The sequence below is a fragment of the Cognatilysobacter lacus genome (genome assembly GCF_008274655.1).
Classification (GTDB): Bacteria; Pseudomonadota; Gammaproteobacteria; order Xanthomonadales; family Xanthomonadaceae; genus Cognatilysobacter; species Cognatilysobacter lacus.
Window position 1 is genome coordinate 1 of the sequence record NZ_VTRV01000059.1, and the last position, 15,676, is coordinate 15,676.

Below are 15,676 nucleotides of genomic sequence, written 5' to 3' on the forward strand. Positions count from 1 at the left end.
CGCCGCGTCGCACTCCCGGAGCTCGCACCGCGCGTCGCGGCGGCGGAAGTCGCCGGGTCGGTCGTGGGCGGGGACGTCGCGATCGTCTTCGGGCGCGAGCGCACGGGGCTGACGAACGACGAGCTGCACCTCTGCCACCAGGCCGTGCACATCCCCGCCAATCCGGACTACAGCTCGCTTAACCTGGCGGCCGCCGTGCAGGTCGTTACCTACGAGCTGCGCGTCGCCTTCCTGGAGCGCACGCAAGCGCCCGGGCCGGCGGAGCAGCGCGACCCGCCGGCCTCGCACGAGCAGCTGGAGGGCTTCTACACCCAGTTGGGCGACACGCTGGACGCGATCGACTTCCACAAGGGTCGGTCGCCGGACAGCGCGATGCGCAAGCTGCGGCGCATCTTCAACCGGACCGGCCTTGACGAGCGCGAACTGCGGCTGCTTCGGGGCGTGCTGGCGGACGCGCAGCGCATGGCCGGAATCGCCCGGTCCGGCCCCGCCGACTGAGCCACCGACGCGCGTGAAGGGCGCGCCGCGGACCGCGACCGCCGTCCCACTCCCGTCCGTTTTGCTTTAGGCTCGCCGGGGAAGCCTTCCGGTCGTACGCCTTGATCACGCGAGTCATCCGCCTAGCGTGCCTTCTGCTCGCCCTGATCGCCCCGTCCGCGCGGGCAGCCGATCCGTCGTCCGGCGTGCTCGTACTCGGCCGCATCAGCGACGATCCCGCCGCGCATTACGAGCAGCTCAAGCCCTTGCTCGATTACGTGGTGCCGCGCATGGCCGAAGTGGGCATTCGCGAAGGCCGGATCCTGATGGCCCGCGATCCGCAGCAGATGGCCAGCTACATGCGCCGCGGCCGGGTCGACTGGGTCACCGAGACCGCGGGCACCGCGATGATGCTCGAACAGCGCGCCGGCGCCCGCCCGCTGCTGCTCACCGAGCGCGACGGGGTCAGCCACTACCACAGCATCTTCTTCGCGCGGCGCGACCGCGGCCTGGCCAGCCTCGCCGACCTGCGCGGCCGGCGCATCGCGTTCCAGCGGCCGTCCTCGACCAGCGCGTACTACGTGCCGGCGGGGCTGCTGCTCGATCGCGGCATGTCCCTGGAGGTGCTGCTTTCGCCCGACGACCAGCCCAGCGCGGGCACTGTCGGTTACCTGTTTGCAAGGTCCGAGCTCAACATCGCGACCTGGGTGCACAAGGGCCTGGTCGATGCCGGCGTCATGAGTGACCTCGACTGGGAAAATCCCGCGCGCGTCCCGTCTGCATTCCGCCGCGACCTCATCGTGATCGGGCAGACGCCCGACTACCCGCGCGCGATCGAGGTTGTAAGGCGCGATCTCGACGCGCGGATCGCCGCGCGCCTGCGGGAAGTGTTGCTGCAGGCCTCGCACGATCCGTCCGCCCGCGATGCGCTGCTCGCGTTCTTCGGGACCACGCGGTTCCTGCCGATCGATCCCGCGTCCAGCCGTGCGCTATCCGACATTGGCCACGGCGTCGCGCGCATCAAGGCGGATGTGGAATGAGGTTCCGGATCGGCCTGCAGGCGCAGTTCTTCGCCATGGTCGGATTCGCGATCCTCGCCGCGAGCCTTCTGCTGCTGCTTTTCTGGGTGAGGCAGCAGGAGGTGCAGCGCACGGTCGAAGCGATGTCGCGGCAGGCGACCGGGCAGGTGCTGGACGCCAACCTGCGGCGGCGTGCGGAAGGCGCGGCCGGCCAGCTGGCCAAGTCGCTGGCCAATCCCCTGTACTACTTCGATCTCGACGCCGTCGGCGACCTCGCGAAGGGCACCCTGCAGCAGCCGGGCGTGCGCTACGTGCTCGTGTTCGATGCCGACGGCAACATCCTGCACGACGGCACGCCCGACATTCCCACCTACGGCCGTCGCATGGACGATGCGCTGGCCTACGAAGCGATCGGCGCCCGCGAGCTGCATTCGCAATCGACGCCGGACACGCTGGATGTCTCGGCGCCGGTGATGATCGGCGAGTCGCGCCTGGGCGGCGTGCGCATCGGCTTCGATCGCAGCGAAGGCCGCGACTTCCAGCTGACGGCGATGAGCACGCTCGGTCAGAAGATCCGCGACCTCGGCGCGCGGCAGCTGATGGCGATCCTGCTGATCAGCGCGGCGTTGCTGGCGCTCGGCGGCGTACTGCTCGCGGTGATCCAGCGCACGATGGTGCGGCCAATCAGCGAGCTCGCCGATTCGGCGCGCGCGATCGAGGCGGGCTACTTCGAGACGGAGCTGCCCGTGAGCCGCCGTCTCGACGAACTGGGCGATCTCGTGCGCGCGTTCGGGCGCATGAGCCAGAGCGTGGCGCGGCACGACCGCGAGATCCGCCGCATGGCGTACACGGACGCGCTCACCGGCCTCGCCAATCGGCTCGCGTTCCGCGAGATGCTCGACGCCCGGCTGATGACGCTCAACGGCGCCGGTCGCCAGCTCGCGCTGCTGTTCGCCGACGCCGACGATTTCAAGCGCATCAACGACACGCTCGGACACGATGCCGGCGACGAGGTGCTGCTGCAGTTCGCGCACCGGATTTCCGATGCCGTGGCGCAGATCGGCGGCGCCGACGCGCGCGTCGCCCGTTTCGGCGGCGACGAGTTCGTCATCCTCGTCGAGGACACCGACGTTCGACCCGCGGCAACGCGGCTCGCCGAGCGGCTCGTGAAGGTGCTGTCGGAGCCGCTGGTGGTGCAGGGCAGGCAGGTGTTCCTCGGCACGTCGGTGGGCGTGACGCTGTTCCCCGACGATGCCGATGGTGCGACCTCGCTGCTCAAGAACGGCGATATCGCGATGTACCAGGCCAAGGTCGCCGGCAAGAGTTGCTACCGTTTCTTCAGCCGCGCGATGAACGAGGCCGTCGAACGCCGCGTGCACCTCGAGAACGAGCTGCGCGGTGCGTGGGACCGCGGCGAACTGCGCCTGGTCTACCAGCCTGTTTACCGGCTGGCCGACCACCGCCTCGTCGGTGCGGAGGCCCTGCTGCGCTGGCGGCATCACGAACAGGGCGTGATCGCGCCGTCGGTGTTCATCGATGTCGCCGAGCAGAGCGGCCTGATCGAGACCATCGGCCCGCAGGTGATGCGCGCGGCCTGCGGCGACGCCAAGCGTTGGCAGCGTGCGCGTGGCGAGGACCCGCCGTTGTTCGTGTCGGTCAACGTGTCGCCGCGGCAGCTGCGCAGTGGCGACCTGGCCAAGATGGTGGAAGCAAGCCTGCGCGACGCCGGGCTTTCCCCCGAGCAGCTGCATATCGAGCTCACCGAGACTGCCGTCATCACCGACGAAGCGCACGCGAGCCAGCTGCTCACGCGGCTGCGCGCACTCGGCGTCAAGGTCTGGCTCGACGACTTTGGAACGGGCTTCTCCGGGCTTAGCCATCTACGCCGCGTGCCCGTCGATGGGGTGAAGATCGACCGCAGCTTCGTCGCCGACGTGCTGCGTGACCCGGACGACCTCGCGCTGACCACGGCGATCATCGCGATGGCGCATTCGCTGGGCATCACCGTGGTGGCCGAAGGCGTGGAGAAGGAAGGGCAGTACGCCCTGCTGCGCGAGCGCCGCTGCGATTTGGCGCAGGGCTACTGGCTCGGGCATCCGCTGGAACTCGACGAGTTCATGGCGCTGGCGGCGGAAGCCGTCGCAGCCTGACGGCGCGTTGCGGCGTGTCGCGGCGTTCGCGGCGCCGGCCGAGTGGCCTAAAGGAAATGCGTGACGAGCGCGGCGAGGCGGTCCGACAGCGCGACCGCAGCGACGATCGTCGCGACGCCGCAGGCCCAGGCCACGCCCATCAACGCGCCATCGCGCTCGAGGTAGGCGAACGCGAACAGCAGCGCGAGCACGCCGAGCACGTAGTTGGTGAACGGGATCGGCAGCGTCAGCAGCAGGCCGGTCGCGAAAACCAGCACGCCCGTGAACAGTCGCGGCAGCCAGTGGTCCAGCATCGCAGGCATGCGCGGGCGGACATGCCGTTCCAGTCGCGTGAACCAGGGCGCCAGGCGATCACGAAGGCGCGCGAGGGTCGCGCGCCGCGGTCCGCGGCGCGCCATGAATCCCGGAAGCCACGGTCGCGAAAGCCGGATCAGCAATTGCAGGCCCACCAGCATCACGAGGGGGCCGCTCAGGCCGCCCGCCAGGCCGGGTACGGGAATGAAGGCGGGGGCTGCCGCGGCCATCAGCAGCATCCCGAACGCGCGGTCGCCCAGGCCCGCGAACAGGCCGCCCAGGGGTTGCACTTCCGCGGGATCCCCTTGGGCGAACGTGTCAAGCAACGCGCGGGTGCCGAGTTCGGCGGCCCGCTTATGACGCTCGCGCATGCTCGTCGTCCGGCCGCAGTGGCGCGCGTTGCAACAGCAATTTGTCGACGCGCGGGCCGTCGAGGTCCACGACTTCGATCCGCCAGCCCTTCCAGTCGAAGTGTTCGCCGGCGTGTGGGATGCGCCCGAAGTGCGCGATCACCATGCCGGCGGCGGTGTGGAAGTCATGCTCGTCCTCGCCGGGCAGGGCGCTGACGCCGAGCACGTCGCGCAATTCCTCCACCGCGAGAGCACCGTCGACCAGGAGCGACCCGTCGTCGCGCGTGACAACGCCGGTCGGGCTGTCCTCGCCTTCGCCCGCCTGGATGCGGCCGATGACCGCGCCCATCAGGTCGTTGACGGTGACCAGCCCGGTCACGTCGCCGTACTCGTCCACCACCAGCGCAAGCGACTGCTGCTCCTCGCGGAAGATTTCCAGCAGCTTGAGCGCGGGCGTGGATTCGGAAACGAACAACGGCTCGCGCAGCTGGGAGAACAGGTCGGGTACTTCACCGCGACCGATCGCGCGCACCAGCGTCTTCGATTCGAGAATGCCGATGACGTCCTGGTCGTTGCCGCGGTAGACGGGAAACCGCGAAAACGGCCAGGCCTGCAGCGCTTCCAGGTTTTCCGACAGTTCGGCCGCAGCGTCGAGCCAGGCGATCCGCGTGCGGGGCGTCATCAGGCTGTCGGTGCTGCGATCGCCCAGGCTCAGCACGCGATTCATCATCTTGCGTTCGTCGGCGTCGATCACGCCCTGCTCGTGGCCTTCCGACACGAGCATGCGTATCTCTTCTTCCGTCACCGCCTCGCCGCTGCCTTCGCTCAGCCGCAGCAGGCGCAAAACCAGCCGCGTCGATGCGGACAGCAGCAGCACGAAGGGTTTGGCGGATTTCGCGAAGAACACCATCGGGTAGGCGACAAGCGAGGCGATCGCCTCCGGCCGCAACGTGCCGATGCGCTTGGGCACCAGCTCGCCGATCAGGCCGAAGAAGAACAGCATCAGCAGGAACCCGGCGACGAAGCCGATCGTCTGCGCGTACGGCGCCAGCAGCGGCACCGACATCAGCGGCGCCGCGATCTTCCCGCCCATGGACTCGCCGCCGAAGTAACCGGTCATCAGGCTGAGCAGCGTGATCCACAACTGCACCGAGGACAGGAAGCTCTCGGGATGCTCGGCAAGCTCAAGGGCTTTCGCTGCGCGCGTGCTGGTGGCGGCCATGTGCCGCAGGCGCGACTTGCGCGACGTCATCACCGCCATTTCCGACATCGCGAAGAAGGCGTTGCAGACGACGAGCAGGAAGACGATCAGCAAGTCGCGCAAGTACGGATTCCCGGATGGGGCGGTCGCGCTGCGCAAGGCGGGCGAGGCCGGCACGAGGCGTGCGACTCGGGCCGCCCCCGACGAACGAAGGGGTGCGGGTTCAAGACGGGCGCGATCTTATCAGGTGGCGAGACTGCGCCATCGTGAAGGCGAAAGATGGAAGTGAAGGAAATGCGTAACAATGCGCCGTCATAATCCTGTCATCCACCGCCCAGCGCGAGGCACGCAATGTTCTCCCTGCAGACGATCTTCGGCCAAGGCAAGCAGTTCTATGCGCTCCTCGAGGAGGCCGCGATCGCCGCCCACGACAGCACCACGGCGCTGCACACGATGCTGCGCGAGCCCTCGGCCGGCCAGCCGGCGCTGGACGCATTCAAGCTGGCCCGCCAGCGCGAGCGCGCGGCGTCGGACAAGATCCGGCAGGAGCTGGTGAACAGCTTCATTACCCCGATCGAGCGCGAGGACATCGAGGCGCTGGGGTCGGCGCTGTACAAGATCCCCAAGCAGGTCGAGAAGTTCGCCGACCGCTATTCGCTGGCGCTCACCCACCTGCAGGGCATCGATTTCGCCCCGCGCGCGGCCATGCTCGAGAAGGCGTCCGCGGTTGTCGTGGAAATGGTGCAGGCGCTGCCCGGGCTGAAGCTCGAGCCGATGAAGGTGCTCAGCGACCGCCTGCGATCGATCGAGAACGAAGCCGACCGCCTGATGCTCGAGCTCTATCGCGACATCTATTCCGGGCGGCTCGACTCGCTGCAGATGTTCCTGCTCAAGGAATTCTTCGAGATCCTCGAGAAGGCGATCGACCGCTGCCAGGAAGCCGGCGTCGTCGCTTACGAAATCGTCCTGAAGAACTCCTGAGGCGACGCCGATGCTGACCCTCGTGCTGGTGGTCGTGGCCGTCGCGTTGATCTTCGAGTACATCAACGGCTTCCACGACACCGCCAACTCGATCGCGACCGTAGTCGCGACGAAAACGCTTTCGCCGATGCAGGCGGTCTTCCTGGCCGCAGGCACGAACCTCGTCGGCGCGCTCTGGGGCACGGCGGTTGCCAAGACGATCGCCTCGGGGATCATCGATACCGGCGTCGTAAACGTCAGCTCCCAACTTGTCCTGTGCGCCCTGATCGGCGGCATCGCGTGGAACCTGATCACGTGGGCGGTGGGACTGCCGTCGTCCTCGTCGCACGCGCTGATCGGCGGGCTCGCAGGCGCCGCGGTAGCCGCTGCGCGCGGCAACTGGCACGCGATCATCTGGGCGCAACCGAAGGATCCGTGGTTCAAGAGCGGCGGCGTGCTGTGGAAGGTGGTAGTGCCGATGGTGACGTCGCCGCTGATCGGCTTCGTGGTCGGCTTCGTGGTCATGGGCCTGCTGTTCGCGATCATTTCCGGAATGGCGGCCAGTGGTGGGGTACTCCGGCGCGCGGCGCGGCCGCGATCCGTCAACGGCTTCTTCGGCAAGGCGCAGGTGTTCAGTGCCGCGGCGATGGGCTTTGCGCACGGCTCGAACGATGCGCAGAAGACGATGGGCATCATCGCCATCGCGCTCGTCGGGGCGCAGTCGGCCGGTACGCTCGACGGGCTGCCGTCGTGGCTCGCATTCATGCATCCATCGGCAAACGCGCTGGCGCACAACGACATCGACACGTGGATCAAGGTGGCTTGCGCGGTCGTGATGGCAGCCGGCACCGCGGTCGGCGGGTGGCGGATCATCAAGACGCTGGGTCACAAGCTCGTGAAGCTGCAGCCGATCAACGGGTTCGCGGCCGAGGCGAGCGCCGCGGCGGTGATCCTCGGGGCGTCGGCGCTCGGCATCCCGGTTTCCACCACGCACAACATCAGCGCGACCATCATGGGCGCCGGCACTGCCAAGCGGTCCAACGCGATCCGCTGGACCACGGTGGAGCGGATGGTATGGGCGTGGGTCCTCACGATCCCCGCGGCCGGCGGAATCGCCTGGCTCGCCTACGAGCTGATGGCGCGGACCGGAATGGTCTGACGTAAAAAAACCCCGGTGGGGCTCCATCCACCGGGGTTCTTCCTCCCGAGCGGGAGACGCACTCCCTTTCAGAAAGAGTGGGCGGCGTTATCAGCGCCGCGCGAGCGACGATCCTCCGCACCCGGTTAGGCGGGCGTCAACCGGTTGTTATCGCGCGGACCGACGTTCAGCGGCGTCGACTCAGAACAGGTCTCCGCCCGCCGACAACGAGCGTTCCATGCGGTCGCCGAGGCCGCCGATTTCGAGGACGAGTCGATGCACTTCGGCAAGGTCGAGCGCGTCGAACGGGCGGTTTTCGCACAGCTGCAGATGTGGCACGCCGTCCAGATCGCCGATCGCCAGATGGCCGACCTGGCTGTCCCAGTTGAACGAGAGCGCGCGGCGCGGATCGACGCCCGTCATCGGTGCAACGACGGTGCTGACGCGCAGGTAGGCGCGGTCGTCCTCATCGGACACGCGCGTCAGGAAGATCGCCTGGTGGCGGCTTCCGTGCTCCAGCGACAGTTCGACGCACATCATGCCGTCGTCGTGCAGCGTGACGTCGTGGCCGGAGCCGTCGAGATAATCGCGGATGTCTTCGAAGTGGCGCATGGGGGGAACTCCTCGTCGGGCTCTATGCTAACGCGATGGCGAGTGACGGAACGAACGATGCTGCGCGACGCATCCTTGCCGCGATCCGGGCGTTGCCGGCGGGCGAGGTGGCCGGTTACGGCGAAGTGGCGCGACGTGCCGGGCTTCCCGGCCGCGCACGGCTCGTCGCGCGCCTGCTGAGCACGGTTGCGGAGCCCGGCCTGCCGTGGCATCGCGTGTTGCGCTCGGACGGGCGCGTCGCGTTTCCGCCCGACTCGGACGGATTCGTCGAGCAATGCGCCCGGCTGCGGGCGGAGGGCGTGCCGGTCGCCAACGGCCGCGTTCGGATGCCGCGCCGTGGGCCGTCCCTGGACGAGACGCTCTGGGGCCCGCCGGGCTGACCGCTGCACGGCAGCCGTCACCGGTAACGTCTTTACTGCAGTGCAGCAGCTAACATGTCGGCTCGCAAGGAGCCCCGATGTTTTCCAAACTACCGCCCGTCACGCGCGCACTGCTGATCGCCAACGTGTTGATGTTCGTCCTGCAATGGTTCGCGGGCGAGTCGATGCTGGGCGACATCCTCGAAAGGCTCCAGCTCTGGCCGCTGGGCGCGGGTACCGACGTCTATTCCGCGCCGGCATTCATGCCCTGGCAGCTGGTGACCTACGCGTTCATGCACGCGTCGTTCGGGCACCTGGTGTTCAACATGCTCGCGCTGGTCATGTTCGGCTCGCAGGTGGAGCACGTGTGGGGGCGCCAGCGCTTCGCCGCCTATTACTTCACGTGCGTGCTCGGCGCGGCGTTGTGCCAGCTCGCGGTCGGCTACGCGACGATGTTGAACGGCGGCGATGCGTATCCGACGGTCGGCGCATCCGGCGGCATCTTCGGCCTGCTACTCGCGTACGGGGTGCTGTTCCCGAACCAGCGCGTGATGCTGCTGATCCCGCCGATTCCGATGAAGGCGCGAACGCTCGTCATCCTGTACGGCGTTCTCGAGCTGACCATGGGCGTGACGGGCACGATGCCGGGTGTCGCGCACTTCGCACATCTGGGCGGCATGCTGTTCGGGTGGTTGCTGATTCGCCACTGGCGCCGGCGGCCGCCGACGCGCGGCACGCGGCCGCGGCCGCCGAACATCCGCATCGTGCGCTGACACGAAAACGCCCGCCGAAGCGGGCGTTTTCCATTCACTTGCACGCCTCGATCAAGGCCAGAGTCGTACCTGGACGTCCGGCTTGGGCTGCATCGGCGTGCCGGCCTTGCAGGCGAACGCGGTGCCGAATGCGGGCTGGTTCATCAGCGGCAGGTCAGTCCGCCAGCGACCCGGCGGATAGGCGCTGCTCGCCGCCCGCGCCGTGGCCTCGTCCACCGAAAGCTGCTCGGGCCACAGGTGGGCCCAGCCGGTGTAGAAGGCCTGCATCACTTCTTTCGGTGCGCCCGGCTGGGCCGCCAACAGCGCGGCCTGTGCGATTTCGACGCCTGCCTGGTCGGCCAAGAGCACGTCGCCGACCAGCATGCCGTTGACGCGCACGCCGGTCAGCTGCGGATAGGGCATCGCATTCGCCTGTGACGCGACGCGCCCGAGCACCGACGACCAGGCCGTGCTTTCCGCAGGCGTCCACCAATCGCGGGCGGCGCCGTGCGAATCGATGAGCCGGCCGCGCGTATCGATCGCGTGCACCAGCTCGTGGCCGACGAGCGCGCCGTACGCCCCGTACAGGGCGGCCGATGGCTGCGTCGTGTCGAACACCGGCGCCTGCAGCATCGCGGCGGTCACGATCAACCGGTTCTGCGGTACGTCGTAGGTCAACGCGGGCTGCTGCGGCAGCACGTCCCAGCGGCGGTCCGCGTTGCCGCGACCGATGCGGCGCATTTCCTCGCGGTGGCGCCATGTCGACGCGATGAGCATGTTGCTGCCGAAGCTGCCGCGCCCCATCGGCTGGACGGTGTAGTCGAGATCGCGGCGCGGGGCGCCTACTTCGATGGACACCGCTGCAAGTTTGGCTTTCGCTTCCGTCTTCGCGGCATCGCCCAGGCGTGGATCGCGGTCGACCATCGCCGAAAGCGCGTCGCGCACCTGCGTCGCGATCTGCATCGCCTGCGTGCGCGATGCCGCCGGCAGGTAGCGCGCGACATATTCGCGACCGAGCATCGGTCCCGCGGCAAGGTTGATGGCGTCCAGCACCGATTCCTGGCGCGGGGCCGGCGTGACTTGACCGCCCAGCACGCGGCCGCGGAAATCGAAGTTCGCGTCGCGCCATGACTTGCTCAGGTACGGGGCCATGGCGTCGCCGACACGCCAGCGCAGGAACGTCTTCCACTGCTCCGGGCTGATCGCGGCGACGTAGTTGTCGAGCGTGGCGAACAGCGTCGGGTTCGGCATCGACACCTGGTCGTCGGTGACACCCTGCGCCTTCAGGAAGTCGCCGAGTTGCAGGCGCTTGTACTGCTTGGCGAGCCCGGACGTCGGCACCGCGGCGTAGTTCGCGCGCGGGTCGCGCAGCGCGGCGAGCGGGCGGTCCGCCTGCGCGATGCGCGTCTCGAGATCGATCACCTGCTGCGCCTCGGTGGCGACCTGCGCCTGCGGAGTGCCGGTAAGCGCGAGGATCTTCTGCACGTAGGCGCGGTAACGGTCCATCACCTCGCGCGTTTCGGCGTCGGTGCGGCTGTAGAAGGCCGGGTCGGGCAGGCCGATGCCGCCTTCGGTGAAGTAACCCACATGCCGGTTGGTATCGGCGAGGTCGACGTCGGCACTGAAGTTGAACGCGACCGGGATGCCGACCTGGTGCAGCGCGGCGATCGCCGGCGGGATGTCCTTCGCGCGCTTGATCGCATTGATGCGCGCAAGCAGGGGAGCGATCGGATTCGCACCGTCGCGCTCGACCGCGGCTTCGTCGAGGCCGCTCGCCCAGAAGTCGCCGAGCAGCTTCTGCACGGCGCCCTGCGGCGCGGACATTGCGCCGTTGAGCAGGTCGATCTGCTGCTGGTGCGCGCGCTGGCGCAACTGGTCCAGCGCGGAAACGGTCCCGACGCCGGGCGTCGGTGGATTCGCGGTCAACCAGCCGGAGTTCGCGAACGCATAGAAGTCGTTGCAGGCCGTCGGTGCCGTCACCTTCGCCGTCTTCGCGACCGCCTTCTTCTTGGGCGCGGCGTCGGCAGCCGGCATCGACAGCACCGCGAGCATTGCGACGGACAGGGCGGCGGCGAGGGGGCGTGCGGTCATTGCGATGCATCCATGGGGAAACCTGCCGGAGTCTAGCAACGCCGCGCTGCGGGCAATGAACGCACTCGTCACGATGCACGTGCACCCGACGCAAATAGAGAAGGCCCGGGTCGCCCCGGGCCTTCGTGGTTCAACGATGGATCGATGCCGTTACCAGATCACGACTTGCTGGTCGCCCGAACGCACCATCTTGCTGCCCGCCTTGCACTGGAACGCATTCGCGAACGCGGGCATGTTGGACGGCGCACCGATCGCACGGAACGTCGCCGGTGCGTGCTCGTCGGTGGTGATGCGAAGCTTCAACTCGTCCGGCGTGAAGTTGCGGCGCCACACGGTCGCGAAGTTCATGAAGAAGCGCTGGTCGCGCGTCATGCCGTCCTGCATCGTGTCGGGCTGCCCGGCGGTCGCCTTTTTCATGGCGTCGTAGGCGGTGTTGAGGCCGCCGAGGTCCGCGATGTTCTCGCCGAGCGTGTGCTTGCCGTCGACCTTCAGGCCCGGTGCGACTTCATAGCTGCTGAACTGGTTGACCAGCTTGTCGGTGCGCGACGCGAAGCCCTTCGAGTCGGCGTCGGTCCACCAGTTCTCGAAGTTGCCGGTCGGGCCGAATCGGCTGCCCTGGTCGTCGTAGCCGTGCGTCATCTCGTGGCCGATCACCGCGCCGATGCCGCCGTAGTTCATTTCGTCAGGCGCGTTGGCATCGAAGAACGGCGGCTGCAGGATCGCGGCCGGGAACACGATCTCGTTCATCGACGGGTTGTAGTAGGCATTCACCGTCTGCGGGCTCATGCCCCATTCGGTGCGGTCGACCGGCTTGCCGATCTTCGAGATGTCCCACTTGTAGTTGAACTCGTTCGCGGCCAGCGCGTTGCCGATGTAGCTGGCGCGCGAGGTGCGCAGGCCGGACCAGTCACGCCACTTGTCGGGGTAGCCGATCTTCGGCGTGAACGCAGCCCACTTCGCCAGCGCCTTCTGCTTGGTTTCCGGCGTCATCCAGTCGAGATTCTGGATGCGCACCTTCTGGGCCTCGCGCAGGTTCTGCACGAGCTGCTCCATGCGCGTCTTCGATTCCGGCGTAAACGCCGCCTTGACGTAGAGCTGGCCCATCGCCTCGCCCGCCGCGCCGTTCAGCGCACCAAGCACGCGCTTGCCGCGCTCCTTGATCTGCTTCTGGCCGCGAAGCGTCTGGCTGTAGAAGTTGAAGTTCTCGTTGACGAACGCGTCCGACAGGTACGGCGAGGCTTCGTCGACCGTGTGGAAGCGCAGGTAGCTGCGCCACGTGGCGGCCGGCACGTCGGCGAGCATCTTGCTGACTTCCTGGTGGAAGGACGGGATCGCCAGCGAGAACATCGCCGGAACCTCGATGCCCTGCGACTTGAAGAACGTCGTCCACGGGAAGTTCGGCGTCAGCTTGTCGGCCGCGGCGGGGCTGATCGGGTTGTAGAAGAGTTCGGCATCGCGCGACAGCTCCGAGCGCGACTTCGACGCCTTCGCAAGTCGCGTTTCGAACGCTACGACGTCCTTGGCCTGCTGGGCGGCGATGGCGGAGGGAAGGCCCGACAGCTGCAGCACCTTGGCCACGTGCGCCTGGTACGCCTTCACGATCTTCGCCTTCGACGGATCGGTGTAGAACGTGGTGTCCGGCAGGCCGAGGCCGCCCTGGAACGCCACGCCGATGTTCATCGACGAGTTCTTGTAGTCGGGCGTCGAGCCGAAGCCGAACAGCAGGTTTTCGCCCTTGGCCGCGCTGGTGCGCAGGTAGTCGGCGATTTCGGCCTTGTTCTCGAGGCCCGCGATCGCGGTGAGCTCACCCTTCAGCGGCGCGATGCCCTGCGCGTTGATCTTCTTGGTGTCCATGCCGGTCGACCAGAAGTCGCCGACGATCTTCTCGACGCCGGTCGCGCCCTTGGACTTCGCGGTGTTCTCGGCGATCTGGCGCTGCACGGCGTTGCTGCGCTCGTCCAGCATCTCGAAGGCGCCCCACGACGTGCGGTCCGACGGAATGTGGTTGGCTGCGAGCCACTTGCCGTTTACGTAGCCGCCGAAGTCGGTGCACGGATCCTTCGAAGTATCGAGGTCGGCCTTGGCGAAGCGGTTGACGGGGGGGAGCTTGCTCGTATCGAGCGTGACGCCGGCGGAATTCGCGGACGTCGCGGCCTGCGCGGCGACGCCTACGAGCGCGGCGCTGATGGCGAGGACGAGAGGGAGGGCAGTTTTCTTGGAAATCACGTGGGACTCCGGAGCCGGAACAGGTTCAGTCGGCCGCCGCGGGCGGCGGCCGGGGGCACGCCGGATGGCATGCCCGCTGGACGGTAGTCCCTCGCGGGCCGGGGCGGAAGCCTGCCGGAGGTCATGCAGGTCGCCTGAACCGTGCGGCCGGAAAGCAGGCGCGGCGGTGGGTTTTCACGTACCATTCGCCTCGTTCAGCGCCTGGCGACCGCCCCCCGGGGCCCGTTTTCCAGGTTACACGCAGACCCACCAGGGTCGCCGCACCAGCGGCAGCGCGTTGTCTCCGCACGCATTTCTCGGCGCCGACACACGTTCCGGATCCCTCCGGGGCGTGACATCCTCAGCTCGCAGCGCGGTTGGAAAGCTTCGAGTCGATCCGCGGACAGCCGTCCGCGGCATATCCGTACCCGGAGTTTCATTTGACGACCATGACTTTCGAGGCCCTCGGCCTCCCGCCGGCCGTGCTGCGCGCACTCGCCGACAAGAACTACACCACCCCGACCCCGATCCAGGAGCAGGCCATCCCGCTCGTGCTGGCCGGGCGTGACGTGCTCGGCGGCGCCCAGACGGGCACCGGCAAGACCGCGGCATTCGGCCTTCCGCTGCTGGGCCGCCTGTCGGGCACCACGGCACCGGCCGGCCCGCGCAAGCCGCGCGCGCTGATCCTCGTCCCGACCCGCGAGCTCGCGGTCCAGGTGGCCGAGAGCCTGCGTGGCTACGGCAAGCACCTGCGCCTGTTCACCGGCACGATCTTCGGCGGTGCCGGAATGAACCCGCAGGTGGACATGCTGCGTCGCGGCGTCGACATCCTGGTCGCTACGCCGGGCCGCCTGATCGACCACCTCGAGCGCGGCACCGTGAAGCTCGACGCCGTCGAGATCCTCGTGCTCGACGAAGCCGACCGCATGCTCGACATGGGCTTCATGCCGGCGATCAAGCGCATCGTCGACCGCGTGCCGAAGCAGCGCCAGACGCTGCTGTTCTCGGCGACGTTCGAATCGCGCATCCGTGGCCTCGCCATGGCGTTCATGCGCAATCCGGCGGAAGTCGAAGTGGCCGCGCGCAATACCGTCGTCTCGACCATCGCGCACATCGCGCATCCGGTCGACGGCGGCAAGAAGCGCGACCTGCTCACGCACCTGCTGACCACGCGCTTCAAGGATCGGATCCTGGTGTTCGGCAAGACCAAGCACGGCTGCAACCGCCTCGCCGAGCAGCTCGAAGAGTCGGGCATCAAGGCCGTCGCGATTCACGGCAACAAGAGCCAGGCGCAGCGTCAGAAGGCGCTCAACGAGTTCAAGGCCGGGCGTTGCCGCGTGCTCGTGGCGACCGACGTGGCCGCCCGTGGCCTCGACATTCCGGACCTGCCGCTGGTCATCAACTACGACCTGCCGCTGATCCCGGAAGACTACGTGCACCGCATCGGCCGTACGGGTCGCAACGGCGCCACGGGCGAGGCGATCTCGCTGGTCGCGATCGACGAGGGCGGGCTGCTCTCGCAGGTGCAGAAGCTGCTGGGCATGAACGTCAAGCAGGTGATTGTCGAGGGCTTCGAGCCGTCGCAGGCGCTTCGCATGGACGCCAAGCCGCCGGTGGGCAACCGTGGCGCGCCGCGTCCGTCGCACCGTCCGCACGGCAAGCCGGCCGCGCGTCATGCGACTGCGCACGCCGGATCGCCGAAGGGGCGCAGCACCGGCGGGCGCACGCGTACCGCGAGTTGAGCTCGCGGGAGCGCGTCGTCGCGGCGATCGCTCCGGCGGAATCAAGGCATCAGAGCGCCGTCGACCTCCGGGTCGGCGGCGTTCTTGCTTCTGCGCCCAAGCGTTAGCTGACCAGGCCCGACATCGCGGCAATGCCGGCGCTGTCCGGAAACACCCGCGCGTTCACTTCCGTCCGCGACAGGCCGAGGTGGTCGACCAGGAGGCCCTTGAACAGCGCGCGCATGTCCGTGGTGGCATGCAGGTCGCGCCCCTCGAACAAGGCGGACCCGGACAGGCCCGGCCAGTCGCCCGCGATGCGCCCGCCGCGCACTGCCCCGCCGACGAGG

General features: G+C 68.1%; 12 protein-coding genes and 2 pseudogenes. 8 read left to right on the forward strand and 6 right to left on the reverse strand.

Features of this window, described 5'->3' with window-relative positions; translation table 11 throughout:
• The 3 genes from FW784_RS07120 to FW784_RS07130 form a co-directional block, all read left to right on the forward strand.
• On the forward strand, window positions 1-498 hold a 498-nt coding region (locus tag FW784_RS07120), incomplete at its 5' end, for an RNA methyltransferase (RefSeq protein ID WP_328592714.1).
• Window positions 499-602: 104 nt separating this feature from the next.
• On the forward strand, window positions 603-1,517 hold the full coding sequence (locus tag FW784_RS07125; protein WP_425481606.1) for a phosphate/phosphite/phosphonate ABC transporter substrate-binding protein: 915 nt from the start codon (window positions 603-605) through the stop codon (window positions 1,515-1,517).
• Entirely contained in the window at window positions 1,514-3,646 is a 2,133-nt protein-coding gene (locus FW784_RS07130; RefSeq protein WP_149352664.1) for a putative bifunctional diguanylate cyclase/phosphodiesterase, read from the forward strand. The genes FW784_RS07125 and FW784_RS07130 overlap by 4 nt, the downstream gene beginning before the upstream one ends.
• Before the next feature lie 47 nt (window positions 3,647-3,693).
• On the opposite strand, the gene FW784_RS07135 is transcribed toward FW784_RS07130, so the two are convergent.
• Window positions 3,694-4,311, reverse strand: coding sequence for an exopolysaccharide biosynthesis protein (locus tag FW784_RS07135; RefSeq protein ID WP_149352665.1), 618 nt, complete (start codon window positions 4,309-4,311; stop codon window positions 3,694-3,696).
• Complete coding sequence (locus tag FW784_RS07140; RefSeq protein WP_149352666.1) at window positions 4,295-5,614, reverse strand: hemolysin family protein; 1,320 nt, start codon at window positions 5,612-5,614, stop codon at window positions 4,295-4,297. Before FW784_RS07140 ends, FW784_RS07135 begins: the two co-directional genes overlap by 17 nt.
• A 228-nt stretch (window positions 5,615-5,842) precedes the next feature.
• Between FW784_RS07140 and FW784_RS07145 the strand changes: the two genes are divergently transcribed.
• Window positions 5,843-6,472: a DUF47 domain-containing protein gene (locus FW784_RS07145; RefSeq protein WP_149352667.1), complete on the forward strand. Its 630-nt coding sequence runs from the start codon at window positions 5,843-5,845 to the stop codon at window positions 6,470-6,472.
• A gap of 10 nt (window positions 6,473-6,482) precedes the next feature.
• A complete protein-coding gene (locus tag FW784_RS07150; RefSeq protein ID WP_149352668.1) occupies window positions 6,483-7,610 on the forward strand; it encodes an inorganic phosphate transporter in 1,128 nt (375 codons plus the stop codon).
• Window positions 7,611-7,790: 180 nt separating this feature from the next.
• Here the strand turns inward: FW784_RS07150 and FW784_RS07155 are convergent, their stop codons facing one another.
• A complete protein-coding gene (locus FW784_RS07155; RefSeq protein ID WP_149352669.1) occupies window positions 7,791-8,201 on the reverse strand; it encodes a hypothetical protein in 411 nt (136 codons plus the stop codon).
• Between the two features lie 35 nt (window positions 8,202-8,236).
• Between FW784_RS07155 and FW784_RS07160 the strand changes: the two genes are divergently transcribed.
• Window positions 8,237-8,581 (forward strand): MGMT family protein, encoded by a 345-nt coding sequence (locus FW784_RS07160; protein ID WP_149352670.1) that lies wholly within the window; start codon window positions 8,237-8,239, stop codon window positions 8,579-8,581.
• Window positions 8,582-8,658: 77 nt separating this feature from the next.
• Complete coding sequence (locus FW784_RS07165; protein WP_149352671.1) at window positions 8,659-9,333, forward strand: rhomboid family intramembrane serine protease; 675 nt, start codon at window positions 8,659-8,661, stop codon at window positions 9,331-9,333.
• A gap of 51 nt (window positions 9,334-9,384) precedes the next feature.
• Here the strand turns inward: FW784_RS07165 and FW784_RS07170 are convergent, their stop codons facing one another.
• Together FW784_RS07170 and FW784_RS07175 are read right to left on the reverse strand one after the other, a co-directional pair.
• Window positions 9,385-11,403 carry a M13-type metalloendopeptidase gene (locus FW784_RS07170; RefSeq protein WP_149352672.1) on the reverse strand — a complete coding sequence of 673 codons (2,019 nt, stop codon included), beginning with the start codon at window positions 11,401-11,403 and terminating at the stop codon, window positions 9,385-9,387.
• Between the two features lie 150 nt (window positions 11,404-11,553).
• Complete coding sequence (locus FW784_RS07175) at window positions 11,554-13,629, reverse strand: M13 family metallopeptidase (RefSeq protein ID WP_425481605.1); 2,076 nt, start codon at window positions 13,627-13,629, stop codon at window positions 11,554-11,556.
• A 428-nt stretch (window positions 13,630-14,057) separates the two neighbouring features.
• Here FW784_RS07175 and FW784_RS07180 point away from each other — a divergent pair.
• Window positions 14,058-15,429, forward strand: a pseudogene (locus tag FW784_RS07180) (DEAD/DEAH box helicase); the annotation flags it as partial.
• 24 nt (window positions 15,430-15,453) lie between these two features.
• Here the strand turns inward: FW784_RS07180 and FW784_RS07185 are convergent.
• A pseudogene (locus tag FW784_RS07185) lies at window positions 15,454-15,676 on the reverse strand (DUF1501 domain-containing protein); the annotation flags it as partial.